The sequence below is a fragment of the Natronomonas sp. genome, from assembly GCF_028274965.1.
Taxonomy (GTDB): domain Archaea; phylum Halobacteriota; class Halobacteria; order Halobacteriales; family Haloarculaceae; genus Natronomonas.
Map to the genome: position 1 here is coordinate 40,705 of NZ_JAQCNO010000014.1, position 21,958 is coordinate 62,662.

The window sequence follows — 21,958 nt, forward strand, 5'->3', positions numbered from 1 at the left end:
GGGGGTATGGTCGACGACGCACGGGCGAGGACGGACGGGGCGGGCTCGGCGGAGACGAACGGGAACCGACCGTCCGGGGACGACGCGGGGTCGGGATCGGAGTCGGTTCCGGACGACGTCGAGGGGTACGCCCGGTTTTCGAAGATCGACGGCGCGACGTACGACCGGGCCAACGAGTTCCTCAGAGACCGGACGTACGTCACCGCCCGCGAGTGGGCGATGGCGCGTCTCTGCGCGGATTTCCGGACCGAGACCGGCGTCGAGATGACGAAGATCGGCGAGAACCTGCCGGAGCTCGTGCCGTTCATGACGGACACGTACAGCCCCCAGGCGGTGAACCAGGCCCGCTCGTCGTTCGACGAGAAGGTCCGGAAGGCCGGCGCGACGTTCCTCTACGGGGCGATGTGCGATTTCTACACCGCCGAGGAGCTCGACGACGTCATGTACGAGATCACGGAGGTCGCGAAGTTCCTCCTCGAGGTCGAGGGCGTCGAGTTGGGCGTCGAGGAGGAACTCGAGGCCGAAGAGCGGATCTCGAGTGTCATGCGCGAGGTCCGGGAGTCCTCGGCCGCGCTCAGACACGACGAGGCCCACTGTCCGAACTGCGGACACGACCTCGGGGCGGGCGCGGAGGGGTCCGAGGACTAAACGCGGACGTTTCGCCCGGTCCGCTCGCCGAACTCGCCCTCGCGGAACACGACGGTGCCGCCGGCCATCGTCACCTCCGGGAAGACGCCGCGGTGGCCCTCGAACGGCGTCCAGTCGCACTTCGTGTGGAGCTCCGACCCCCGGATCGGGGTCGAGTCCTCGGGGTCGAACAGCACGAGATCGGCGTCGTACCCGGGTTCGATCCGGCCCTTGGTCTCGAGCCCGAAGCGGTCGGCGACGTTCGCCGCCGTGAGGTCCCGGACGCGCTCGTAGCCGATTGCGCCGGTCCGTGCGGCCTCCAACAGGAGCGCAAGCGCGGTTTCGACGCCCGGCACGCCGCTGGGTGCGCTCCAGATGTCGGTCGCCTTCTCCTCGCGGGAGTGCGGCGCGTGGTCGGTCGCGACGATGTCGATCCGGCCGTCGACGAGCCGCCGGAACAGCCCCTCGCGGCGTCGTTCGCTCCGTAGCGGGGGGTTCATCCGGCCGAACGTGCCGAGCTCGTCGAGGTCATCTCGCGAGAGAAAGAGGTGATGCGGTGTCGCCTCACAGGTCATCCCCGCCTCCCGGGCGGCGTCGGCGCCGCGCGGCGTTGACGTGTGTGCGATGTGGACGTCGGTGCCGACGTCGCGGGCCGTATCGCAGGCGCGCCGGATCGCCTCGATCTCGGCGTCGGCCGTCCGGTAGGCGCTCCAGGCGTCGCTGTCCGCCCGGTCGGTCACCGAGTCGTCGAATCGGGTCGCGTCCTCCGCGTGAACGGTTACCGGGATCGACCTCGATCGGACCCGCCGGAGCGCCGCCTCGTAGCGCTCGGCGCCGATCCCCATCTCGCCGGTCGAGTCCGCGAGGAAGATCTCGCCGAGGGCGGCGATCGGCTGTTCGAGCAGCTCTTCGGGGCTCCACGCGTCGGTGACGCCGCCGTTGATGCCGTAGTCGACGAGCGACTCGGCGGCGCGGTCGGCCTTCCGCTCGTATCCGGCGGCGTCGACCGTCGGCGGATCGGTGTTGGGCTGGTCGAAGACGGTCGTGACTCCGCCGGCGGCAGCGCTTTTCGAGCCGGTCGCCCAGGTCTCTTTGTGTGGGTGTCCGGGCTCCCGGAAGTGGACGTGCGCGTCGATCATGCCCGGAAACAGCCGCTTTCCGGTGCCGTCGATCGCGTCGCCGGCCGCGGTGAGCTCCTCGCCGACCGCGGCGATCGTCTCGCCGTCCGTCCGGACGTCCCGCGTCCGTCCGTCGGCGAGCGTCACGTTTCGAAACAGCATAGGTGGACTCCTCCGCCGGGAGTGGTAAGTCTCACGGAGCGTCCCCGGACGGTAGGTCGACGGCGTCGATCGCAGTCGTCTCGGCGTCGCCGGTGAAGGCCGCCTCGATCGCGTCGGTGACCGTCCCGACGCCGGCTGGGCCGCCGGCCGCCTCGACGCTTCCGACGGAGGCCGGATCGAACGGCAACCCGAGTGCCGCGTACACCGGATCGAGGACGGTCGAAACCGCCGCTGCGTCGCTCGATCTGACGATCACGTACCCGCCGAGGAGGGCGCTTTCGGTCCGGACCCGCTGTGCGAGTCCGGCGATCTTGCCGTCGCGCTGCAGCGAGTGCGTTCCGGGGCAAAAGGACGCGGACGGTTCGCCGCGGCCGACGCTCGCCCCGAGTTCCTCGAGCGCCCCCGAGAGACGCGACATCGCGTCCCGGTACCGAGAGGTGATCCCGCTTCGGCCCGGTTCGGTCGGCGAAACGAGCGCGAACGCGACCGTCGTCCCCGTGTGGGCGACTGCGCGGCCGCCGGCGCTTCGTTCGATGGGGTCATAGCCGCGCTCGGCGGCGATTCGGCGGGCCGAACGGTACCCATCGGCGGCCGAGTCGCGGCGGCCGAAGGCGACCTGTCGCGGCGGCGTCCAGACGCGGAGCCCCGGATCGCCCGTCGACTCGGTGAGTTCCACGAGTCCGCGCGTGAGTTCCCTGTCGGCGAGGGGGTCCGGTAGGGATTCACAGAGGAGTCGCACGGCGGCCGTCGGGCGCCGACGCTCATAAATCCACGCGCGCCGAACCGGCCGCATGGTCTTACTCGCCGGGAGCGTGATCCGCCGGTATGAGCGGTTTTCGCTCTATAATTCGCCGTACCCGGCGCACGACGCGGGGTGTGCGATCGATCTGTACCCGGACGACGGCGTAGCGGCCTCCCCGGTCGGTGGCGAGGTGCTCCGCACGAAGCGGGTCCGCTGTCCGGAGCAGCCCTACGCTGCCTCGGAGGACTTCCTCGTACTCGTCGAGTGCGGGGAGTGCGTCGCCCGGATTCTCCACGTCGATCCGGCGGTCGAGGCCGGCGACACGGTCGCCGTCGGCGATACGCTTGGATCGCTCGTCCGATCCGGGTTCTTCGGGCGGTGGGTGGACAATCACATCCACGTGGGGTTCCGCCGCCGGGGGCAGAACTACGAGCGCGCGAGGGGATCGGTGCCGATCGAACCGGGCGTCGAGGTCGACGGCGTCCCCTGGGACGGGACGGGAACGGTGGTCGCTTCGGGGCCGACGCACGTCCGACTCGACTCGCCGTCCCGCGACGGCGAGGGCTTCGAGGCGCTCGGAAGCGACGAGGGGTACGCGCTCGATGGGGGGCTTCCGCACTACGCCGACGGGGGCGTCCTCGAGGCGGCCGAGGGGACCGTCTCGCTGCTCGGCGCGCCGGTCGGCGAGGTCGACGGACGGGGCGTCCGGTGGCGCGACGTCGGCGTCTTCGTCGACGGCGAGCGCGCGACCGGGCTCTCGCTTTTCGCCTCACAGGGGGCGATCGGGGCGAAGATCGTCTTCGAGGACGGCCACGGGTTCGAACGCGGCGACGCGGTCGAGGTCGGCATCGACCCGGGCGCGGAGTCGGTGCGGTTGGGCTGACAACCGGCGCGGGCGTCCCGTGGCGGTGGGCCGGATTCCCGCCTCGGCCACCACGGGGCTCGGGGCTCACATACGGCCGACTGCCCGCGTCCTCGTGTATAAACCTCGGGCGGCGTCGTCCAACGTGGCCTCCGGGATCAGGCGTCGAGGTACTCCGCCTGGACGTCGATGATTTCCCCCGAGTCGGCGCAGTCGGCGTAGCGTCGGAGCGGTTCGTCGTTCAGCTCCAGGAACGTGTGCCCCCAGCGGAACTTCCCGAGTATCGTCGCCGCGCGGTCGCGGCGGCCGAGGACACACAGCGCCCCGGCGAACGCCTCGACGGTGTTGAGCCGGAACGGCGTTCCGTAGTTGACCGGGTTGGCGGCGACGAGAAACGGCAGCGATCGGTGCGGGCCCTTGAGGTCGAACGCCTCGGCCCGCGCCGTCTCCCAGGAGCAATCGAGCGCGACGAGTCGCTCCGCGCGCCCGGCGCCGGAGGAGTCGGGCGCGTCCGCCGGTGAGAGCGCGCGGTCGGCGTGAGGATCGAGGACGATCCCGGGCGGCGTGTCGCGCGCAGAACGGTGCAGGGTCGCGAGGTCGAACCGCGCGAGCTTCCGGGCCGAGCACTTCTGTGGATCGTCGTCGCCCTCGTACCGGACGTGTAACTCCACGCGACGGGTTGGCCGGGGACGCATAAAACTCGCTCGGGGACGACAGTATATCCGTCCGCGGCCGTCACTACCGGTATGGACGGCGAAACGCTGGTTCGGGAGTACTACCGATCGATCGACGAGGACGATTACGCGGCGCTGTCGGCGGCGCTGACCGGCGGGTTCGTCCACCGACGGCCGGACACGACGATCGAGGGCCGCGAGGAGTTCGTCGCGTTCATGAAGGGCGGTCGTCCGGAGCGCGACACGGAGCACGTTCTGGAGGCGGTCTATACGGCTCTCGGGGGCGGCGAGGGCGGCGAAACGGACGGGACCGAAGGCGAGTCCCCCGGAGACCGGGACCGACTCGCCGCGGAGGGCCGACTCCTCAGGGCCGACGGCAGCGTGTGGTTCAGGTTCGTCGATAGCTTCGAGACGACCGACAACGGGATCCAAAGCGTCCGAACGTACGTCCACTCGGCGTCGTGACCGGCGGGCGAGACCACCCTACTCGTTCGCGCCGAGGGCCGACTCCCCGACCGGACGGCCCCCCTCGATCCGCTCCGTACCGCCCATGTGCGGCCGGAGCGGCTTCGGCACCTCGACGGTCCCGTCGGCGTTCTGGTAGTACTCGAGGATCGCCACGACGACACGGGGGACCGCGAGCCCGGAGCCGTTGAGCGTGTGGACGTACTCGGCCGACTCGTGCTGTTGTGGGCGGTACCGGATCCCGGCCCGGCGGGCCTGAAACGACTCGAAGTTCGACACCGAGGAGACCTCGAGCCACCGGCCGCCGGCGTCGGGACCGTCGTCCATGTCGTCGGCCGGGGCCCACACCTCGACGTCGTACTTTTTGGCCTGCGTGAACCCCATGTCGCCGGTGCACATCTCGAGCACGCGGTAGGGCAGCCCGAGCCGTTCGAGCACCGCCGTCGCTTCCGACAGCAGCCCCTCGAGGCGGTCGTAGCTGTCCTCGGGGCGGACGACGTTCACCATCTCGACTTTGTTGAACTGGTGGACCCGGACGATGCCCCGCGTTTCGGTCCCGTGTTCGCCGGCCTCCCGCCGGAAGTTCGGCGAGTACGCCTGGTGTTTGATCGGGAGGTCCCCGTCGAGCAGTATCTCGTCGCGGTACATGTTCGTGACGGGGACCTCGGCGGTCGGGAGCAGCCAGAGGTCGTCGTCGTCGTAGGACTCGTCGTTCGCCCCGCCGATGCGGTAGGCATCGTCGACGAACTTCGGGAACTGCCCGGTGCCGCGCATCGAGGCCGAGTTGATCGGAAGCGGCGGGAACACGTCGGTGTAGCCGTGCTCCTCGCGGTGGAGTTCGAGCATGAACTGTATCAGGGCGTGTTCGAGCCGCGCGCCCTCGCCTTTCGCGAAGTAGAAGCCGCCGCCGGAGACCTTCGCGCCGCGTTCGAAATCGAGGATGTCGAGCTCCTCGCCGAGGTCGTAGTGCGGGACGACGGGGTCGGGGAGGCTCCGCCGGTCGTCGAAGCCCCAGCGCTCGGTTTCGACGTTGTCACGTTCGTCCTCGCCGACCGGCGCGTCGGGGTGCGGAACGTTCGGCAGCTCCAACAGCGCGGCCTCGAGGTCGGCCTCGAGGTCGTCGGCCCGGGCCTCGAGGTCCTCGAGTTCGGCTTTGAGCTCCGAGGAGCGCTCGATCGCCGCCTGGGCGGCGTCGTCGTCGCCCTCGCGTTTGAGCTCCCCGATCTCCTTCGAGATCTCGTTTCGCCGCCGTCTGAGGTCGTCGCCGGTCGCCTTGAGCTCCCGCCACTCCTCGTCGATGTCGAGGATCCACTCGAGGTCCGCGTCGACGCCTTTGGTTTCGAGTGCCCGCCTGACGTCGTCGGGGTGCTCCCGGACGAACTGCCGCGATAACATGTGCCAGCGGTTCGCCGCCGCCGCTGAAAGTCGTGTCGATCCGACCGGTCCGGCGGGTTGTTTTAGTGCTCGAGCGCGGAACCACCGGTATGGGAACCGGCGACGTCCGCGCGGTCGAGGGGATCCCGAGCTGTTATTACGTCGACACAGGGATGTTCGGGACCGACGGGTACGGAACGGTGTACATCCTCGATACGCCGCGGCCGGCGATCGTCGACACCGGGATCGGGACGGACTACGATCGCGTCCGCGACGCGCTCTCAGAGGTCGGGATCGACCGCTCGGCGCTGGCCGCCGTGCTCGTGACGCACGTACACCTCGATCACGCGGGCGGGGCGGGGTTTCTCGCGGCCGAGACGGACGCCGACGTCTACGTCCACGAGAGCGGCGCGTCGTTTCTGGCCGATCCCGAGGGGCTCTGGCGGGGGACAAAGGAGGCCGTCGGCGAGCAGATCGACTTTTACACCGAGCCGAAGCCGGTGCCGCGAGGCCGGATCGAAACGGTCGGCGAGGGTTCGACGATCGATCTCGGCTCCCGGACGCTCACCGTCCGTCACGCGCCCGGGCACGCGTTCCATCAGGTCGTGTTCCACGACGCGGCGGCCGACGCGGTGTTCGCCGGCGACGCGGCCGGGATCTACGCCCGCGACGCCGATGCGGTCGTCGAGACGTCGCCGCCGCCAGGGTTCGATCTCGAAGGCGCCGTCGAGGACGCGCGCATGATACGGGAGATGGACCCCGAGACGGTCTGTTACGGGCACTTCGGGCCGGCGTCCGCCGAGGACCGACTCGAGACGTACGTCGACGTCATCACCGAGTGGGTCGCCCGGATCGAGCGCGAACTCGAGGAGCTCGGCGACGAGGAGGCCGTCGTCGAGCGCGTCCTCGAGGCCTCCGACCGGACCGAGCTGTGGAGCGAGCCGAAAGCCAGCGAGGAGGTCGTCCTCAACGCCCGCGGCGTGTTGCACTACCTCCGCGATCGATCGGACGAGTAGTCCGCTCTCCGGGCCAAAAACCAGCGTGACCGACGGCGAGGGCGGCCGACGGTTTATATACCGAGACGGGACCAGCGCCCCCATGGAGGCGTTCGGCGACATCGCGACCGCGGCGTACTGCCCGCGAAAGCTGTACTACAGACGGAAACACGGCGACGGCACGGAGGTGCCGGACGACGTGTCGGCGGTCCGCGCTCTTGCCTTCCGGTACGAGGAGCTCCTCGGTCCGGACGCGGACCTCGCGTCCGAGCCGATCGCCGTCCGACCGGCGGCGTACCGCCGGGCTCTCCGGCGCAGTAAGGAGCGTTCGGACCGCTGGGAGAGCCTGATAGACCCGGCCGAACGGCGGGCGTTCCTGCGCGGGAAGGACGCAGAAGGCATCGCGCACAAGCTGCTTTCGGGGCCGCCGGCACCGGTGTTGCTCTCGGCGGGCGAGCCGCCGGAGCGGGGCGTTTGGCGGCCCCAGTCGGTCCGCGCGACCGCGGCCGCGAAGGCGCTCTCGTGGGAGCGAGAGCGCTCGATCGAGCGGGCCTACGTCGAGTACCCGGCGTACGGGGTGGTCCGGACGGTCCGGATGACGACCCGACGGAAGGCGGCGTACCGGCGGGCGCTCGGGGCCGTCGAGGACCTCGACGGACCGCCGCCGCGGCTGGGTGAGGACCCGCGCTGTCGGTCCTGTGAGTACCGCGAGGAGTGCGGGACGAAGACCAGATCGCTCCGGTCGGTCCTGTCGCTGTGAGGGCGTTTCGGGCGCGTTCGGCGGCCCCGGGGCGGCGACGGTCGCGCGAGGACCCGACGCGGGACGGTCAGGCCGCGTTCCGGCGGGCCTCAGCCAGCCGGTCGGGTCCGATCGCGGCTACGCGTCGGCCAGCCACGCCTCGATCTCGTCGGCGAGGGCACCCCGGCGGAGGATCTCGGCGCGCGAGACGTCGACGACGGTGCTTTCGGTACCCGGCGTCTCCCCGCCGTCGATCACGGTCGCTCGATCGCGGACCGATCGGGCGATCTCTCCGGGGCGCGTGGCGCTCGGTTCGCCCGATCGGTTCGCGCTCGTCGCGGTGATCGGGCCGGTCCGTCGCGCCAGCGCGCGGGCGGTGTCCTGATCCGGGACGCGGATCCCGACGCGGTCCCGCCCGGCGACGAGCTCGTCCGGGACGCGATCGGTCCGCTCGAGCAGCACGGTGACGGGGCCGGGGAGGAACCGATCGCAGAAGGCCCGCTCGTCCGCCGACGGGCGGACGTAGTCGGCCGCGGCCGACAGTTCCGGGACGGCCATCGACAGCGGGCGATCGCGAGGGCGGCCCTTGGCCTCGAACACCCGTCCGATCGCCTCGGCGTTCAGCGCGTCGGCTCCGAGCCCGTAGACCGTCTCCGTTGGGTACACGACGAGATCGCCCCGCCGGATCGCGGCCACGGCGTCGGTGACGTCCGGCGGCGTCACAGCTCCTCGATCGAGGCCTCGATCTCGTCGTACGGCGGGAACTCCGGCCACTCGGTCGCGACCCACCCGTTCCGTATCGTCCGGTCGTCGTCGATGACGAAGACGGCCGGCCGGGGCTCCTCGATGCCGGACATCCCGTCGAGTTCGTGGTCGATCCCGTACCGCTCGGCGACGCCGTTTTTCGGGTCCGAAAACAGCCGGAAGGCCTCCATGTCCCACTCCTCGAGGAACCGGGCGTGCTCGTACGGCGTGGAGATCGAGAGGCCGACGATCTCGGCGTCGTACCCGTCCCAGCCCCGGTCGCGGATCTCCTGCCAGATGTACGTCGCCGGGAAGTCCCCGTCCATGGGGTGGAAAACGAGCACGACCGGGCCGTCGTCGGTGAGCTCCGAGAGCGAGGCGTCCGCCCAGTACTCGTCGTTGACGAGCGGGCGGGTGAAATCGGGGGCCTCGTCGCCGATCTCGGGGTGCTCGGCCCGCCCGAGATCGACGACGTCGAAGCCCAGATTCATTCGGCCGCCCCCTCCGTCTCCGCCCTCGCGGTGACGCGTTCGGGCTCGCGGCCGCCGTCGCCGTAGGTCGTCTCGAGGTACCTCACGATGTTCGCGCTCTCGCTCATCGTGACGCCGGTGGACTCATCAACGAGGGCGGGAACGGTCCTGGCGCCGGTGAGGCGCTTGACGACGTCCCGCCGCGAGTGGCGGGCCTCGACGAACCGCGAGCGGTACGGGACGCCGAGGTCGTTCAGAGCGCGGATCACGCGCTCACAGAACGGACACGCCTGCAGGCGGTACACGGTTATCGCTGGGTCACTCATGACGGGCACTTCGGGCGCGCGGGGCCTAAGAGTGTCGCCGTCGGGTCGCCCGGGCGTGATACCGCGGGGGCGGAGCCATGACAAGTCTTAATCTCGCGCCCCATGAAGAAGGGATGTCTCTATGGGCTCTCCCGCGTGGAACGTCGTTACCGTTGCGATACAGGCCGCACCGGACACCGCCGAGTTCCCGCTCAGCGACGCGGCCATCGCGGTGCTGGGCGGCGGCGTGATCGTCTTTCTGTTGGTCCTCTCGGCGTTTTTTTCCTCTTCGGAGATCGCGATGTTCTCGTTGCCGTCCCACCGCGTCGACAGCCTCGTCGCCGACGAGGTGCCGGGATCGGCGACGCTGAAGCGGCTCAAGGACGACCCGCACCGACTGCTCGTCACGATCCTCGTCGGCAACAACATCGTCAACATCGCGATGTCCTCGATAGCGACCGGGCTGCTCTCGTATTACGTCTCGCAGTCGGCGGCCGTCCTCAGCGCGACGTTCGGGATCACCGCGTTGGTGCTTTTGTTCGGCGAGAGCGCGCCGAAGTCCTACGCCGTCGAAAACACCGAGTCGTGGGCGCTCCGCATCTCGAGGCCCCTGAAGCTCTCGGAGTATCTCCTGCTCCCGCTCATCGTCACCTTCGATTACCTGACCCGGCAGGTCAACCGGATCACCGGCGGCCGCAGCGAGATCGAATCGACCTACGTCACGCGCGAGGAGATCCGCGACATCATCGAGACCGGCGAGCGGGCGGGCGTGCTGGAGGAAGACGAGCGGGAGATGCTCGAGCGCATCTTCCGGTTCACCAATACGATCGCAAAGGAGGTGATGACGCCCAGACTCGACATGGACGCCGTCTCGAAGGACGCGACGATCGACGAGGCGATCCGGCAGTGCGTCCGGTCGGGACACACGCGTCTGCCCGTCTACGACGGCAGCCTGGATAACGTCCTCGGGATCGTCCACGTCTCGGATCTGATCCGCGATTCGGCCTACGGCGAGCACGACGGGATCGAGCTGGAGGACCTGATCGAGGAGACGCTCCACGTCCCCGAGTCGAAGAACGTCGACGAGCTGCTGGCGGAGATGCGCGAAAAGCGGATGCACATGGTCGTCGTCATCGACGAGTTCGGGACGACGGAGGGGCTCGTCACCATGGAGGACATCACCGAGGAGATCGTCGGCGAGATACTCCAGGCCGGCGAGGAGGAGCCGATCGAGTTCGTCGCCGACAACGAGGCGGTGGTGAAAGGCGAACTCAACATCGACGAGGTCAACGAGGCCCTCGGGATCAGCCTGCCCGAGGGCGAGGAGTTCGAGACCATCGCGGGGTTCATCTTCAACCGCGCGGGACGGCTCGTCGAGGAGGGCGAGTTGATCGAGTACGACGGGGTCGACATCCGCGTCGAGCGCGTCGAGAACACCCGGATCATGAAGGCCCGCGTCGTCCGGACGGAGGAGTACGACCGGAGCGAGCCGGAGGAGCCGGCCGACAGGGGCGACCCGACGAGCCGGGCCCAAGAGTCATAACACGGCGACGAGGGCCGTGTACAGAACGAAGCTGAGAGCGCCCGCACTCAGGAGCGAACCGATCCACGCCAAGACGGTGTAGCCGATCTTGGACCCGCTGACGCCCCCCGTGCCGGCCGCGGCGCCGGCGCCGATGACCGCCGACACGATGATCTCGTTGAACGAGATCGGGACGCCGAGGAAGATGGCGACCTGAGCGATCACGAACGAGGGGATAAGCGCCGCGATCGAGCGCCGCGGGCCGAGCGAGGAGTAGTCCTGTGCGATCGCCTTTATCATCCGCGGGGCGGCCGTCCAGGAGCCGGCCAGCAGGCCGAGCCCGCCGCCGAAAAGCAGCGCAACGAGCGGGACGGCGACGTCGGTGGTGTCGAAAAGCGGCAACAGCGGCCCGAGCGCGAGTCCGACCTGGCTGCCGCCCGCCGAGAAGGCGACAAGTCCGCCCAGAACCAACAGGAAGTGACGCTGCCCCCTGGCCCTGTCTCCGCGCATGTCGAACGACAGCGCGAGCGCCGTGAGCGCGGCGACGCCGAGCGTGACCGAAAGGCGCAACAGCGGCGCCGACGCGACCGTCTCGGCGACGCTTTGGGCGGTGTCCGACGGGCCGAGCAACACGAACTCGACGTTTGCGAGTATCGCCCCGACACAGCCGGCCAAAAGCGGCACCGCGGTCAGTTCGGGGACCGCGTCGTGTCTGAGCAGTTTCGCAACGCCGAAGGCGACGCCGCCGCCGACGAACGGCGTCAGCGTCCAGACGGTGAGGATCTCGTAGTACTTCCCAAGCGCCGGCGCGCCGCCCATCGCGAGCCCCGCGCCGACGACGGCACCGGTGACAGTAAAAGCCGTCGCGATCGGGTACCCGGTGAAGACGCCGATCGCGACGAGGCCGGCGGCGATGGTGAGCGCGACGATGGCCGCGATCGGCGACAGCGTCGTCCCGACGACGAGCTCCCGTCCGACCGCCTCGGTCACGTTCGCGCCCTGAAGCGTCGCCCCGAGCAGTCCGAGGATGCCGACTAAAAATCCGGCCCGCATGACGGAGATGGTGTTCGCCCCGACGGCGGGCGCAAACGGCGTCGATCCGGACGATCCGGCGCCGATCGCCCACGCCATGAACAGACTCGCCACCCCGGCGGCGACAAACGTCCCGACCGTGGCTGGCTCCATTGACGGTGGGGACGTCCAGCCGACGGTATAAACACCCATCGGATAGCGGCTGCGAAACGGGTAAGACGAGCGATCACGAAGCAAGTCCGTGTCGGGGCCGAACGCCGAGCACGAACCTGAACCCGAACCGTACCTGACGGTTGCCGGGCGCGCGAGTGCGGCGTTCGAGGTCCGTGGCTCGGAGTTCATCGGCCACGCGGCGGCCGTCGGGTCGACCGAGGACGCCGAGGCGTTCATCGAATCGGTTGCGGCCGAACACGCCGACGCGACGCACAACGTTCCGGCCTACCGCGTCCGCGCCGATCCGTTCCGCGAGTACGCCTCGGACGACGGCGAGCCGTCCGGAAGCGCCGGAAAGCCGGTGCTGTCGGTGCTGTCGGGCCGAGGCCTCGAGAACGTCTGTGTCGTCGTGACGCGGTACTTCGGCGGCACGGAACTCGGGGTCGGCGGGCTGGTCCGGGCGTACTCACACGCGGCGAAGGCGGCCCTCGATTCCGCGGGGACACGCGAGCGGCGGCCGCAGGAACGGTTCCGCGCCGTCGTCGGATACGACGACTCGGGGACGGTCCGCGGGATCCTCGAGAGCGAGGGGGTCGCCTTCGACGCCGAGTACGGCGAGCGCGTCGCGTTCGACGTTTCGGTGCCGCTCGCCGAGGCCGAGGCGCTTTGCGATCGCCTCCGGAGCGCGACGAGCGACCGGATCGAGTTCTGAGCCCCGTCGGTCGCGCGTCTGACGCTTCGACAGGAGACGAACCCGAGGAAGGCGGCGGGATCCAGCCGAAACAGAGGGGTGCGCTCCCGGAGTCGGAGCCTCCTGTGTCCGCCCCGAGCGTCGCGGGCGGCCGCGGTCACGTCCCGAACGCGCGGTCGCCGGCGTCCCCGACGCCGGGGACGATGTAGCCGTCCTCGTCGAGGCGCTCGTCGACGCTGACGGTCAGGAGATCGACGCTCGGGAACTCCTCGTTGACGCGTAGGATCCCCGGCGGCGCGCTCACCGCCGAGAGCATGATGAGCCGCTCCGGGCGGCCCACGCCGAACACCTCCTCGAGGACCGCGATCATCGTACTCCCCGTCGCCAACATCGGGTCCGCGACAATGACCGTGTCGTCGTCGTCGATATCGGGGAGTTTGACGTAGTCGACGGTGATCGGGAACGTCCCGTCTTCGCCCATCCCGGCGGCCTCGTCGCGGCCGGCCGAGATGACGCCCTGTCTGGCCTTCGGGAACGCCTTGACGAGCCCCTCGACAAACGGCGTCGCCGCCCGGAGGACGTTCACGATGACGACGTCGTCGAGCCCCTTGACCACCTCGCCGGTCGTCCCCGACAGCGGCGTCGTGATCGAGACGTACTCGGTGTCCATCATCCCGTCGATGATCTCGAAGCCGCAGAGCCGGCCGAGATCGACGAGGCCGTTCCGGAACGCGACCTGGTCGGTGTCGGCGGATCGGATCTCCGAGAGGGTGTGTTTCGCCAGCGCGTGGGTGATGACGTGTGCGTCCCCGCGGTCCTCGATTGGCATACGGGACACCCCGGACGCGTCCGGCTTAAACCCCGCCGATCCCGGCGCTCGCCCGCGCCGATCGCACGTTTCGAGCCGCGAGGCGGTAACGGGCAATATAAGACGGCCGCTCGCATACAGGGGTCTGATGGACGTTGAGGAAAGCGTCTCCGGGTTCAAACTCCGAGGAAGCTGGGCCGAGATCGTCGAGCACGGCGAACGGATCACGCGGGGGTTGAAAGACCTCGCCGACGACGGCGAGCGCGTCGACACAGACGACCTCGAGGAGTGGGACGAGTGGCGGCCGAAGGCCGACGAGCGGCTCCAAGAGGACGTCAGTCAAAAGACCGCCGAGAAGGCGAGCGTCAACGAGGGGGAAGGCGAGAAGGCCGGAAAGACCCCGGACGAGGACCTCAGGACCGCTGGCAAGAAGCTGAGCGAGTCCTACGGCCGCCTGGAGGCGCCGAGCGAGGCGGTCAGCGAGTGGCGGGAGTCGGCGAACTACGTCGCGCGGGCGGCCGACTCGGCGACGAGAAAGGCGCTGCGGAAGGTCGAGGGGAGCGTGTACCAGAACGTGATGACGCAGATGTCGCCGTACTACTTCGACAACGACCTCATCAGCGCGAACCTCAACCGCGCCGACGCGGACGCTGGGGAGTACGTCTTCGAGATAAACGTCAACGACGACGACCTCAAGATCCGCGTTTCGAACAAGCTCGCCGACTACGAGAACGCACTCGAGCGGTGGCACGTCGATACGCCCAAGGACACCGACGTCGCGGAGGCCGTCGAGGGCCACTCCCTGCCGGAGTCCGAGGACACCGACGGGAACTCCGATCCGAAGCGGACCTGAACGGCGGCGTCGGGGCGGGCCCGCCAACGCGTCACTCGAGTTCTATCTTCCGGACGGACGAGAGCGTCCGGATGTCGTTGATGAGCGATCCGTCGAGTCGCTCGTCGGTGACGATGTAGAGTTTCGGCTCGTCGGTGAACTCCGGGTCCTCGCTTATCGTCTGGCGGATCGAGATCCCGGCCTCGGCGATACAGCCGGTGACCGACGCGACGATGCCGGGGCGGTCGGCGTCGATCGGGTGGACGGTCAGGACGGTCAGGTCCAACACCGGCGCGAGGTCCATGAGCGACGGGATCGCGGAGATGTTCTGGAAGATGCGTCGGAGCTCGTCGTCGGCCAGGATGGCGTCGGTCGTCGCGTCGACGACGCGCCGGTCGACGCCGATCTCGCGGGCGATCCCCGTGTCCGGGATCTCGATACCGCCGGAGACGACGCGGCCCTCGTCGTTGACCGAAAACCCCCGTTCGAGCAACAGCCGGATCACCGCCTGCTGGCTCGGGCTGTCCTCGAATTTCCGCATGATCTCGTCGAACATGATCGCACAGTCGGCGGCGCTCGTGTTGTCAGTTACGACCCCGGTGGCGTCGGTGCCGGGCGGTCCGCCCGGCGGGGGGCGACCGGGGAGACGGAGGCGGAGGTGGAGGGTCGGAAGCGGGCGGAAGCGATCAGGTTTTTATCTGGCGGTCGTTGAGCGTCCGTATGGACATCGCGGAGGCGTTCGACCGAATGCCGTTCAACGACCTGTTGGGCATCGAACTACTGAGCGCCGGCGACGGGCGGGCGGTCGGGGAACTCGAACTGTCGCCGGAGCACTCGTCGGCCCCGGATCGGCTGATCGCCCACGGCGGCGTGACGTACGCGCTCGCCGACACCGTTGGCGGGGCGGCGGCCATCTCGGTGAACGGCAACGTCACGCCGACGATCGATATGCGGATCGACTACCTGGCGCCGGCGACCGGCGGCGTGCTCCGGGCGGAGGCGAACGTCGTCCGGAACGGCAACAGCGTTGCGAGCGTCGTCGTCGAGATCACCGACGGCGACGGCGAGGAGATCGCGACCGCCCGCGGCGTGTACAAATCCGGTGGCCCCGACGGCGAGTCGGCCTGGACGGACGGCGGCGGCCCGGCGTAGCGAGCGGGCGGTCTCAGTCGTCGGCCGGCGCGGCGTCGGGGTCCGATCCCGCGGTCGGCGTCGCCCCGTTCGTCTCGACGGCCTCGACGAGCAACTCGGCGACGTCGACGATCTCGATGTCGTCCTCGAACCCGCCGGTCTTGCGGCCGTCCTCGTACATCGTCATGCACATCGGGCAGGCGACGACGAACTTCTCGATGCCGTCGCCCGCGTCGGTGTCCTCGAGGGCCTCCCGGAGTCGCTCCTCGCTCGGCTTTTCCTCCTCGTCGACCTCCATCCAGAGCCCGCCGCCGCCGCCGCCACAACAGAAGCTGTTGGCCCGGTTGCGCGGCATCTCGTGGAGCGAACAGCCGGTCGCGCGGACCAACTCGCGTGGCGCTTCGTACTCGTCGTTGTACCGGCCGAGGTGACAGGGGTCGTGGTACGTGACGGTGTACTCGAGTTCGGTGCCCTGAAGCCCTAAGGCGTCGTCCTCGACGAGTTCCTCGACGGCCTGCGTCCAGTGGTACACGTCGGCGCCGTCGCCGTCGTTCCAGAACCCGTCGATCTCGAACTCCATCATCGGGTCGTCGGCGAACTCCGCGAAGTCGACCTCGGGGTACTCGTTTTTGAACGTGTTGTACGAGTGGGGGTCCGTACAGACGATCTTCTCGAAGCTGCAGTCCTCGAAGGAGTCGATGAGCGTCCCGGCCTGCTCGACGTAGAGGAACTCCTCGCCGACGCGCCGGATGTCGTTTCCGTCGTAGACCTCGTCGTCGTAGAGGATCCCGACCTCGGCGTCGGCGTGCTCGAAAAGCGTCGCAAGCGAGCGGGCGACCTTCTTGTTGCGGTCGTCGTAGCTCGGGTAGTCGCCGACGTACCAGAGGTACTCGACGTCGGTTTCGCGGGCGTCGGCGACGTCGAACGCGAGATCCTCGGTCCAGTCGCCGCGGGCCTCGGGCGAGTCGCCGAACGTGTTGCCTTTCGTCATCACGTTCTGGAAGACGTCCTGCATGCTCGATTGGACGTCGCCCTGGTCGGTGAGTTGGCGGTTCAGCCGCGTGAAGCTCTTGAGGTGTTCGATCTCGACCGGACAGGCGTCCATGCAGGCCATACACGACATGCAGGACTCCATCGTCTTCGTGTCGATGACCCCGCCGTCGGCGACGATCGGCTTCGTCTCGCCGCCCTCGCGTTCCAGCGACTGGCGGTACTGTTTGAGATCGAGGATCACGTCGCGGGGGTCGAGCGGTCGTCCCGAGGCCTTGGCCGGACAGACCGACGAACAGCGGCCGCACTTCGTGCAGGCGTCCTGATCGAGGAGTTCCTTCCAGGTGAAATCGTCGATGGACTCGGCGTTCGTCGCGTCGAGATCCGACGGGACCCCGGGGAGTCGCACGCCGGCTTTGTCGTCTCTGGTGACGACGTTCGCGAACGAGGAGATCATGTGGAACGGCTTCGCGTACGGGATCGCCGCGATGAACAGGAAGGCGAGAACGGAGTGTGACCACCACGCGAGCGGGTAGACGGCCGCGGCCGTCGAGGCGTTCATGCCGATCCCGGCGAGTCCGAGCGCGGTCGCCGTGCCGACGAAGCTCACCGGCTCGACGGTGACGATGGCGTCGCCCGTCCCGAGGATGCGAAGCCCCTCGAGGAGGAATCCGCCGACACCGAGCAACAGAAGCGACCACACGAGGAAGGCGTCCTCCCAGTTGGTGTGTTTGCCCCAGAGGCGCTCGGCGCGGACGACGTAGCGCCGCCAGATCGCAACGGCGAGGCCGATCACGAACAGCAGCCCGAGGGCGTCCGTCACCAGCTGATAGGAGAGATAGAAATCGCCGACCCAAAACGACTGCCGGTCGCCGGCGGCGATGGTGAGGACGCGGTACCACTCGTCGATAAAGAGGATCGTCGTCGCGATGAGAAGCGTCAGGAACCCCCAGAGGATGAACGCGTGCATCAGGCCGGCGACGAGGTCGCGGTTGAACTGCTTCTCGTTCGAGGCGACGATCTTCGCCGCCGAGGAGACCCGCCCGGGGAGGTCATCGAGGCGGTCGAACCAGTCGGCTTTGCCGTCGCCGTAGCGCGCGAACCGATTGTAGGTCCCGTAGGCGAACACGAAGACGGTCACCGTCGCGAGGAAGTAAAACAGGATCTTCTCGTAGTTGGAGATGAGCCAGAACGTCTTCCGCGTAGCGTCCTCAGTCGCCTGCAGCGGGACCACCGAAACCATATTTTAATGGGCGGGCTCGTATCCGTTTAAGCTTTGTCACACCGCCGCCGGGCGCACCGGCGGGGCCTCAGACGACGGCGTAGGCCGCAACGGCGAACAAAAGCGCCCCGAGGGCGATCCCCGGGGCGTCGAGCCGCGAAAAGCCGAGATCCGGCAGCGTTGGGTTCCAGCAGAAACAGCGGGCCCGCAGCGCCAACGCGAACCGGTCGGCCCGGTCGAACGCCCGGTTGAACGACGCGACGGCGAGGGTCCTGATCCGCTCGGAGACGGGGCGTTCGGTCCCGAGTCGCGCCCGGTAACCGTCGCGGATCCGACCGACGTCGGCCCGGAGGACCGGCAGAAACCGGAAGACGAAGGCCACGCCCATGCCCAGAAACTGGCCGGTCCGGCCCGGAACGGCCCACTGGACGGCCGCACGGGAGTCCCGGACCGGCGTCGTCCGGACGTACGCCGCCGCGACCAACGCAACGAGGACGACGCGGTAGCTCGCGAGCGCGGCCGGGACGGCGTCCGCGGCGACGAACCACACCCCGCGGGTGAGCGCGAGCCCATCGAGAAGCGGGACGGCGAGCAAGAACGGAAAGACGAACCGGAACTCCCACAGCGCCCGGTGGGGGGCGGTCCGGGCGGCGGCGAGCAGACAGAGCGCGAGCCCGGTCAGCGCCGAGAGCCCCCGCGGCGTCGTGTAGGCGAACGCCGCGGCCGCAAAGCCGCACTGCACGAGGAGCTTGCTCCGCGGGTCGAGTCGGTGGGCGACGGAGCCGCCCGGCTCGTAGCTCAACACGGCCGAACGCCGAGAGCCTCGAGACGGGGACGGGCCCGTTCGGGCGCCGCGTCGAGTTCGATTCGACCCTCCGAGAGCGCCACGATCCGGTCGGCCCGATCGAACAGCCCCCGGAGGTCGTGCGTGACGATCACGATCCCGGTGCCCTCGGCCGACAGCGCGTCGAGGCGGCCGAGGACGGCCTGACGCGCCGGGTGGTCGAGACCGCCGAAGGGCTCGTCCAAGACGAGGTGTGCCGGCTCCATCGCCAGCGCGCCGGCGATCGCGACCCGGGCCTGCTGGCCGCCGGAGAGGCGGTCGATCCGGCGGTCGCGGTGGCCGTCCATGCCGACCGCCTCAAGCGCGGCCGTCACCCGGCGGTCGATCGCCTCGCGGTCGAGACCGAGGTTCTCGGGGCCGAACGCGACGTCGGCGCCGACCGTCGCGGCGACGAAGCCGTCGCGGGGGTTCTGAAACACCATGCCGACGGCGGTTCGGGCCGCGACGGGGTCCTCCGAGACGGGGGTGCCGTCGACGGACACCGACCCCTCGTCGGGGTCGAGCAGCCCGTTGAGATGCCGGACGAGCGTCGTTTTGCCGGAGCCGTTCGCGCCGGCGACGACGAGGAACTCGCCGTCGTCGATCCGCAGAGAGACCCCCTCGAGCGCGACCGTGTCACCGCGGCGGTGGACGAGGTCCCGGACGGTTATCATCCGGCGGTCACTCGGCGCGGATGGCGTCGCTGCGGACGATCCCGATCGCCGCGGCCATCTTCGCCGCCTCGGCGGGGACGAACACGAGGGCCCCGGTGACGATCGCCGTCCGAACCGTCGTGTCGGTGTTCCACCAAAGGAACCCGACGCCGATCGCGTATATCGCGACCGTCCCGAGGGCCATGCCGGCGACGAGCCGGACGACGGAGGCCTCCGAGAGCGAGCGGAGTTCGAACCCGCCGTGTGCGACCGCGCCGACGGCGAAGGCGGCGATCGGGTACGAGAGGAGGTACCCGCCGGTCGGGCCGAGCAGGACGCCAATTCCGGCGCTGCCGCCGGAGAAGACGGGCGCGCCGAGCGCGCCGGCGAGCAGGTACAGCACCATCGCCGCCGCCCCCCAGACGGGCCCGACGAAGAGCCCGGCCAAAAAGACGCCGAGGACCTGCAGCGTCACCGGAACGGGCGAGACCGGAAACGGGAACGAGACGTACGCGAACGCGCCCATGAGCGCCGCGAACAGCGCCGCGCGGGCGATGTTGAGTGTCGTTTCGTCGCCGACGAGGTCGACCTCGGACGTGGTCGTGTTGCTCATTGCAGGGTGGTCTCCGTCAACCGTATTTACTGTGTCGGTTGACGGATCGGACGGCCGGGCAGCGGGCTACAGGCGGGTGGAAGCGGTTGAAAACGGGCAACTGCGGCTGTCCGCCGGGTCGCGGGCGCAAGCGGGATCGCGGGGGATCGACAGTCGGTCGTCAGCCGTCGGTCAGTCGTTGATGAACTTGTTGTCGCGCCAGTTCACGGTGTTCTCGGCGTCGCGTTCGCGGGGGTCATCGATGACCTCGACGCTCGCTGCGCGCTCCTCGCCGTCGACGATCCGGACGGCCTCGAGGTCGTCGTCGACGGCCGCGATCGCCGTGAGCGTGCCCTTCTCGGCGTACTTCGCGAGGGCACAGAGGACCTCGAACATCGGGTACTGCAGCGCCGTGTTCTGCAACACCGTCTCGCGGTCGCCTTTGAAACAGGCGTACTCGACGAGTTTGGAGTTCACCTCCATCTCCTCTTGGACCTGGCCGCCATCGCTGAAGTTCCCCCACTGGGGGCCGTCGTCGTCGCCGACCGACGCGCCGCTCTCTTGGTTTTCCGGCGGCGTCTCCTGCCAGCCGTCCTCTGTCTCGTACAGGCGGTTCTCGGTGATGCTCGCCTTCAGTTGCGCCGTCGGCGTGTACTTCGAGATGTTGTTCTCGGCGGCGACGGCGCTGACGATGAGCGTGTTGTTCCGTCTCGTTACGTCGACGTCGTCGATCTCGACTGGGAGATCGTACTCGTCGAAGAACTCGTGTACGTCTTTGAGTTGCAGTTCCAGCGTTGAGTGGAGTCTGTATACGCGACTGGTCATAGTATCCCTGACCCACAGCGTGGCGTGCGCCGCTGACGCGAGTGGTTCATCGCTATATACGAGTTCATCACATATATCACCTGCCCTTCGCCGTGGCAACGCTTCGCACAGTGTCGCCGTCGGTCGGATCGGAGCCGAACCGCGCCGAGTGGCGCCCGTCGGTTTCGTATCGGGGCGACACAAGCGGCCGTGAAGTTAAGCCGCTTGATCCAGTATATATGCACGATGACAGACAACTACGAGGTGACGGTCGTCGGCGGCGGTCCGGCGGGGTTGACCGCGGCGCTGTACGCGACCCGTCTCGGACACGAGACGGCGGTCATCAACCGCGGCGGCGGCCGCGCGGCGATGATGCTCGACACGCACAACGTGATCGGCGTCACGGAGGACGTCTCGGGCAACGAGTTCCTCCGGACCGCGACCGAGCAGGTCAAGGAGTACGGGGCGGACTACATGCAGGATCTCGTTACGGACATCGAGCCGACGGAGGAGGGATATCGCGTGACGGCCGGCAACACCGAGGTGACGACCGAACACCTCGTGCTCGCAACGGGCTTTTCGGACAAGCGTCCGGAGCCGCCGCTGCCGCGCACGGGGATGGGGTTACACTGGTGTCTGCACTGCGACGCCTACATGTTCGTCGACGAGCCGGTCTACGTGATGGGCGTCGGCGACTCGGCGGCCCACGTGGCGATGATCATGCTGAACTTCACCCCCGATGTCGACCTCCTGACACGGGGCGACGAGCCCGAGTGGTCCGAGGAGACGGCCGAGATGCTCGAGAACCACCCGATCGACGTCGTCCACGAGGACATCGCCGGCATGCAGAAGGACGACGACGGCTGGCTGTCGGCCTTCGAGTTCGAGGACGGGACGGTCCGGGAGTACCGCGGCGGGTTCCCGATGTACGGCGCGGAGTACAACACGGACCTCGCGGAGTCGCTCGGCGTCGAACTCAACGACGACGGCACCATCGCGGTCGACGACCACGGCCGCACGAGCGTCGACGGAGTCTACGCCGTCGGCGACGTCACGCCGGGGCACAACCAGATCCCGACCGCGATGGGCGAGGGCGCGCGCTGCGGGATCGGCAACCACTACGACCTGCGGGCGTTCCCGCGATCCGTCGAGGAGATCGAACAGCAGGGCCCGGTCACCGAGGCCGACGTGCCGGGGATCTCCGAGGGGCTGTTGCGACACGCCGTCACCCACGAGGGCCACCCCGGCGGCCCCCGAACCGAGCGGTCGGCGGCGAGCGACGACTGAGACGCTCGTCTCCGATCCGGGCAGTAACCGAGTAGAGGTTCGCGTTCCGTTTTGCCGTCGCCGGATGCCGCCGAGGGCGGCGTCCGCGCTGCCGGCGCGCTGGAACCGTATTATGTTTTATCGTTCGATTCCCATACGTAT

General features: G+C 68.9%; 25 protein-coding genes. 10 read left to right on the forward strand and 15 right to left on the reverse strand.

Going from position 1 to position 21,958, the window contains the following annotated elements; translation table 11 throughout:
• Positions 1-6: 6 nt before the first annotated feature.
• Entirely contained in the window at positions 7-648 is a 642-nt protein-coding gene (locus tag Q0916_RS02275; protein ID WP_299233797.1) for a DUF5806 family protein, read from the forward strand.
• On the opposite strand, the gene Q0916_RS02280 is transcribed toward Q0916_RS02275, so the two are convergent.
• Both Q0916_RS02280 and Q0916_RS02285 read right to left on the reverse strand, forming a co-directional pair.
• Positions 645-1,907: a dihydroorotase gene (locus Q0916_RS02280; RefSeq protein ID WP_299233800.1), complete on the reverse strand. Its 1,263-nt coding sequence runs from the start codon at positions 1,905-1,907 to the stop codon at positions 645-647. The genes Q0916_RS02275 and Q0916_RS02280 overlap by 4 nt on opposite strands.
• Before the next feature lie 31 nt (positions 1,908-1,938).
• Entirely contained in the window at positions 1,939-2,646 is a 708-nt protein-coding gene (locus Q0916_RS02285) for a lipoyl protein ligase domain-containing protein (RefSeq protein WP_299233802.1), read from the reverse strand.
• Between the two features lie 52 nt (positions 2,647-2,698).
• On the opposite strand from Q0916_RS02285, the gene Q0916_RS02290 reads away from it, so the two are divergent.
• On the forward strand, positions 2,699-3,532 hold the full coding sequence (locus tag Q0916_RS02290) for a hypothetical protein (RefSeq protein ID WP_299233805.1): 834 nt from the start codon (positions 2,699-2,701) through the stop codon (positions 3,530-3,532).
• A 137-nt stretch (positions 3,533-3,669) separates the two neighbouring features.
• Here Q0916_RS02290 and Q0916_RS02295 read toward each other — a convergent pair whose 3' ends face one another.
• Positions 3,670-4,182 (reverse strand): DUF367 family protein, encoded by a 513-nt coding sequence (locus Q0916_RS02295; protein ID WP_299233807.1) that lies wholly within the window; start codon positions 4,180-4,182, stop codon positions 3,670-3,672.
• Positions 4,183-4,257: 75 nt separating this feature from the next.
• On the opposite strand from Q0916_RS02295, the gene Q0916_RS02300 reads away from it, so the two are divergent.
• Positions 4,258-4,650 (forward strand): nuclear transport factor 2 family protein, encoded by a 393-nt coding sequence (locus Q0916_RS02300; protein WP_299233809.1) that lies wholly within the window; start codon positions 4,258-4,260, stop codon positions 4,648-4,650.
• Between the two features lie 18 nt (positions 4,651-4,668).
• On the opposite strand, the gene serS is transcribed toward Q0916_RS02300, so the two are convergent.
• On the reverse strand, positions 4,669-6,045 hold the full coding sequence (serS, locus tag Q0916_RS02305; protein WP_299233812.1) for a serine--tRNA ligase: 1,377 nt from the start codon (positions 6,043-6,045) through the stop codon (positions 4,669-4,671).
• 89 nt (positions 6,046-6,134) lie between these two features.
• On the opposite strand from serS, the gene Q0916_RS02310 reads away from it, so the two are divergent.
• Positions 6,135-7,040 carry an MBL fold metallo-hydrolase gene (locus Q0916_RS02310; RefSeq protein WP_299233815.1) on the forward strand — a complete coding sequence of 302 codons (906 nt, stop codon included), beginning with the start codon at positions 6,135-6,137 and terminating at the stop codon, positions 7,038-7,040.
• Between the two features lie 82 nt (positions 7,041-7,122).
• A complete protein-coding gene (locus tag Q0916_RS02315; RefSeq protein ID WP_299233817.1) occupies positions 7,123-7,779 on the forward strand; it encodes a CRISPR-associated protein Cas4 in 657 nt (218 codons plus the stop codon).
• 117 nt (positions 7,780-7,896) lie between these two features.
• Here the strand turns inward: Q0916_RS02315 and Q0916_RS02320 are convergent, their stop codons facing one another.
• From Q0916_RS02320 to Q0916_RS02330, 3 genes are read right to left on the reverse strand one after another with little or no spacing between them, the layout of a single operon-like run.
• Positions 7,897-8,481 (reverse strand): L-threonylcarbamoyladenylate synthase, encoded by a 585-nt coding sequence (locus tag Q0916_RS02320; RefSeq protein WP_299233820.1) that lies wholly within the window; start codon positions 8,479-8,481, stop codon positions 7,897-7,899.
• On the reverse strand, positions 8,478-8,993 hold the full coding sequence (locus tag Q0916_RS02325; RefSeq protein WP_299233823.1) for a redoxin domain-containing protein: 516 nt from the start codon (positions 8,991-8,993) through the stop codon (positions 8,478-8,480). Before Q0916_RS02325 ends, Q0916_RS02320 begins: the two co-directional genes overlap by 4 nt.
• Positions 8,990-9,298 carry a glutaredoxin family protein gene (locus Q0916_RS02330; RefSeq protein WP_299233826.1) on the reverse strand — a complete coding sequence of 103 codons (309 nt, stop codon included), beginning with the start codon at positions 9,296-9,298 and terminating at the stop codon, positions 8,990-8,992. Before Q0916_RS02330 ends, Q0916_RS02325 begins: the two co-directional genes overlap by 4 nt.
• A 121-nt stretch (positions 9,299-9,419) precedes the next feature.
• Between Q0916_RS02330 and Q0916_RS02335 the strand changes: the two genes are divergently transcribed.
• Positions 9,420-10,820: a hemolysin family protein gene (locus Q0916_RS02335; protein ID WP_299233829.1), complete on the forward strand. Its 1,401-nt coding sequence runs from the start codon at positions 9,420-9,422 to the stop codon at positions 10,818-10,820.
• Here Q0916_RS02335 and Q0916_RS02340 read toward each other — a convergent pair.
• Positions 10,815-11,984, reverse strand: coding sequence for an inorganic phosphate transporter (locus tag Q0916_RS02340; RefSeq protein ID WP_299233832.1), 1,170 nt, complete (start codon positions 11,982-11,984; stop codon positions 10,815-10,817). The two genes, Q0916_RS02335 and Q0916_RS02340, sit on opposite strands and share 6 nt — an antisense overlap.
• Positions 11,985-12,072: 88 nt before the next feature.
• Between Q0916_RS02340 and Q0916_RS02345 the strand changes: the two genes are divergently transcribed.
• Positions 12,073-12,696, forward strand: a complete 624-nt coding sequence (locus Q0916_RS02345) for an IMPACT family protein (RefSeq protein ID WP_299233834.1) — start codon at positions 12,073-12,075, stop codon at positions 12,694-12,696.
• A gap of 136 nt (positions 12,697-12,832) precedes the next feature.
• Here Q0916_RS02345 and upp read toward each other — a convergent pair whose 3' ends face one another.
• Positions 12,833-13,504: a uracil phosphoribosyltransferase gene (upp, locus tag Q0916_RS02350; protein WP_299233836.1), complete on the reverse strand. Its 672-nt coding sequence runs from the start codon at positions 13,502-13,504 to the stop codon at positions 12,833-12,835.
• Between the two features lie 127 nt (positions 13,505-13,631).
• On the opposite strand from upp, the gene Q0916_RS02355 reads away from it, so the two are divergent.
• Positions 13,632-14,336 (forward strand): DUF5828 family protein, encoded by a 705-nt coding sequence (locus Q0916_RS02355; RefSeq protein WP_349254494.1) that lies wholly within the window; start codon positions 13,632-13,634, stop codon positions 14,334-14,336.
• 31 nt (positions 14,337-14,367) lie between these two features.
• Here Q0916_RS02355 and Q0916_RS02360 read toward each other — a convergent pair whose 3' ends face one another.
• Positions 14,368-14,871: an amino acid-binding protein gene (locus tag Q0916_RS02360; RefSeq protein WP_299233838.1), complete on the reverse strand. Its 504-nt coding sequence runs from the start codon at positions 14,869-14,871 to the stop codon at positions 14,368-14,370.
• A 164-nt stretch (positions 14,872-15,035) separates the two neighbouring features.
• Between Q0916_RS02360 and Q0916_RS02365 the strand changes: the two genes are divergently transcribed.
• The gene (locus Q0916_RS02365) at positions 15,036-15,467 is read left to right on the forward strand and encodes a PaaI family thioesterase (protein ID WP_299233840.1); all 432 of its coding nucleotides are present in this window, start codon (positions 15,036-15,038) and stop codon (positions 15,465-15,467) included.
• 13 nt (positions 15,468-15,480) lie between these two features.
• On the opposite strand, the gene Q0916_RS02370 is transcribed toward Q0916_RS02365, so the two are convergent.
• The 5 genes from Q0916_RS02370 to Q0916_RS02390 form a co-directional block, all read right to left on the reverse strand.
• Positions 15,481-17,679, reverse strand: a complete 2,199-nt coding sequence (locus tag Q0916_RS02370; RefSeq protein WP_299233842.1) for a (Fe-S)-binding protein — start codon at positions 17,677-17,679, stop codon at positions 15,481-15,483.
• Between the two features lie 67 nt (positions 17,680-17,746).
• Positions 17,747-18,463, reverse strand: coding sequence for an energy-coupling factor transporter transmembrane component T family protein (locus tag Q0916_RS02375; RefSeq protein ID WP_299233843.1), 717 nt, complete (start codon positions 18,461-18,463; stop codon positions 17,747-17,749).
• Complete coding sequence (locus Q0916_RS02380) at positions 18,457-19,155, reverse strand: energy-coupling factor ABC transporter ATP-binding protein (protein WP_299233845.1); 699 nt, start codon at positions 19,153-19,155, stop codon at positions 18,457-18,459. The genes Q0916_RS02375 and Q0916_RS02380 overlap by 7 nt, the downstream gene beginning before the upstream one ends.
• 7 nt (positions 19,156-19,162) lie before the next feature.
• Positions 19,163-19,747, reverse strand: a complete 585-nt coding sequence (locus Q0916_RS02385) for a biotin transporter BioY (RefSeq protein WP_299233848.1) — start codon at positions 19,745-19,747, stop codon at positions 19,163-19,165.
• 171 nt (positions 19,748-19,918) lie between these two features.
• Positions 19,919-20,551 (reverse strand): DUF7110 family protein, encoded by a 633-nt coding sequence (locus tag Q0916_RS02390; RefSeq protein ID WP_299233851.1) that lies wholly within the window; start codon positions 20,549-20,551, stop codon positions 19,919-19,921.
• A 216-nt stretch (positions 20,552-20,767) separates the two neighbouring features.
• Between Q0916_RS02390 and Q0916_RS02395 the strand changes: the two genes are divergently transcribed.
• Complete coding sequence (locus Q0916_RS02395) at positions 20,768-21,817, forward strand: NAD(P)/FAD-dependent oxidoreductase (protein WP_349254495.1); 1,050 nt, start codon at positions 20,768-20,770, stop codon at positions 21,815-21,817.
• The last annotated feature ends 141 nt before the right edge of the window (positions 21,818-21,958 follow it).

What these genes read in the sequence shown, in the direction of transcription:
- Q0916_RS02275 (WP_299233797.1), top strand. Translation starts at nt 7, where the DNA reads ATGGTCGACGACGCACGGGCGAGGACGGACGGGGCGGGCTCGGCGGAG.
- Q0916_RS02280 (WP_299233800.1), bottom strand. Translation starts at nt 1,907, where the DNA reads ATGCTGTTTCGAAACGTGACGCTCGCCGACGGACGGACGCGGGACGTC.
- Q0916_RS02290 (WP_299233805.1), top strand. Translation starts at nt 2,699, where the DNA reads ATGGTCTTACTCGCCGGGAGCGTGATCCGCCGGTATGAGCGGTTTTCG.
- Q0916_RS02300 (WP_299233809.1), top strand. Translation starts at nt 4,258, where the DNA reads ATGGACGGCGAAACGCTGGTTCGGGAGTACTACCGATCGATCGACGAG.
- serS (WP_299233812.1), bottom strand. Translation starts at nt 6,045, where the DNA reads ATGTTATCGCGGCAGTTCGTCCGGGAGCACCCCGACGACGTCAGGCGG.
- Q0916_RS02310 (WP_299233815.1), top strand. Translation starts at nt 6,135, where the DNA reads ATGGGAACCGGCGACGTCCGCGCGGTCGAGGGGATCCCGAGCTGTTAT.
- Q0916_RS02315 (WP_299233817.1), top strand. Translation starts at nt 7,123, where the DNA reads ATGGAGGCGTTCGGCGACATCGCGACCGCGGCGTACTGCCCGCGAAAG.
- Q0916_RS02325 (WP_299233823.1), bottom strand. Translation starts at nt 8,993, where the DNA reads ATGAATCTGGGCTTCGACGTCGTCGATCTCGGGCGGGCCGAGCACCCC.
- Q0916_RS02330 (WP_299233826.1), bottom strand. Translation starts at nt 9,298, where the DNA reads ATGAGTGACCCAGCGATAACCGTGTACCGCCTGCAGGCGTGTCCGTTC.
- Q0916_RS02335 (WP_299233829.1), top strand. Translation starts at nt 9,420, where the DNA reads ATGGGCTCTCCCGCGTGGAACGTCGTTACCGTTGCGATACAGGCCGCA.
- Q0916_RS02340 (WP_299233832.1), bottom strand. Translation starts at nt 11,984, where the DNA reads ATGGAGCCAGCCACGGTCGGGACGTTTGTCGCCGCCGGGGTGGCGAGT.
- upp (WP_299233836.1), bottom strand. Translation starts at nt 13,504, where the DNA reads ATGCCAATCGAGGACCGCGGGGACGCACACGTCATCACCCACGCGCTG.
- Q0916_RS02355 (WP_349254494.1), top strand. Translation starts at nt 13,632, where the DNA reads ATGGACGTTGAGGAAAGCGTCTCCGGGTTCAAACTCCGAGGAAGCTGG.
- Q0916_RS02360 (WP_299233838.1), bottom strand. Translation starts at nt 14,871, where the DNA reads ATGTTCGACGAGATCATGCGGAAATTCGAGGACAGCCCGAGCCAGCAG.
- Q0916_RS02365 (WP_299233840.1), top strand. Translation starts at nt 15,036, where the DNA reads ATGGACATCGCGGAGGCGTTCGACCGAATGCCGTTCAACGACCTGTTG.
- Q0916_RS02370 (WP_299233842.1), bottom strand. Translation starts at nt 17,679, where the DNA reads ATGGTTTCGGTGGTCCCGCTGCAGGCGACTGAGGACGCTACGCGGAAG.
- Q0916_RS02380 (WP_299233845.1), bottom strand. Translation starts at nt 19,155, where the DNA reads ATGATAACCGTCCGGGACCTCGTCCACCGCCGCGGTGACACGGTCGCG.
- Q0916_RS02385 (WP_299233848.1), bottom strand. Translation starts at nt 19,747, where the DNA reads ATGAGCAACACGACCACGTCCGAGGTCGACCTCGTCGGCGACGAAACG.
- Q0916_RS02390 (WP_299233851.1), bottom strand. Translation starts at nt 20,551, where the DNA reads ATGACCAGTCGCGTATACAGACTCCACTCAACGCTGGAACTGCAACTC.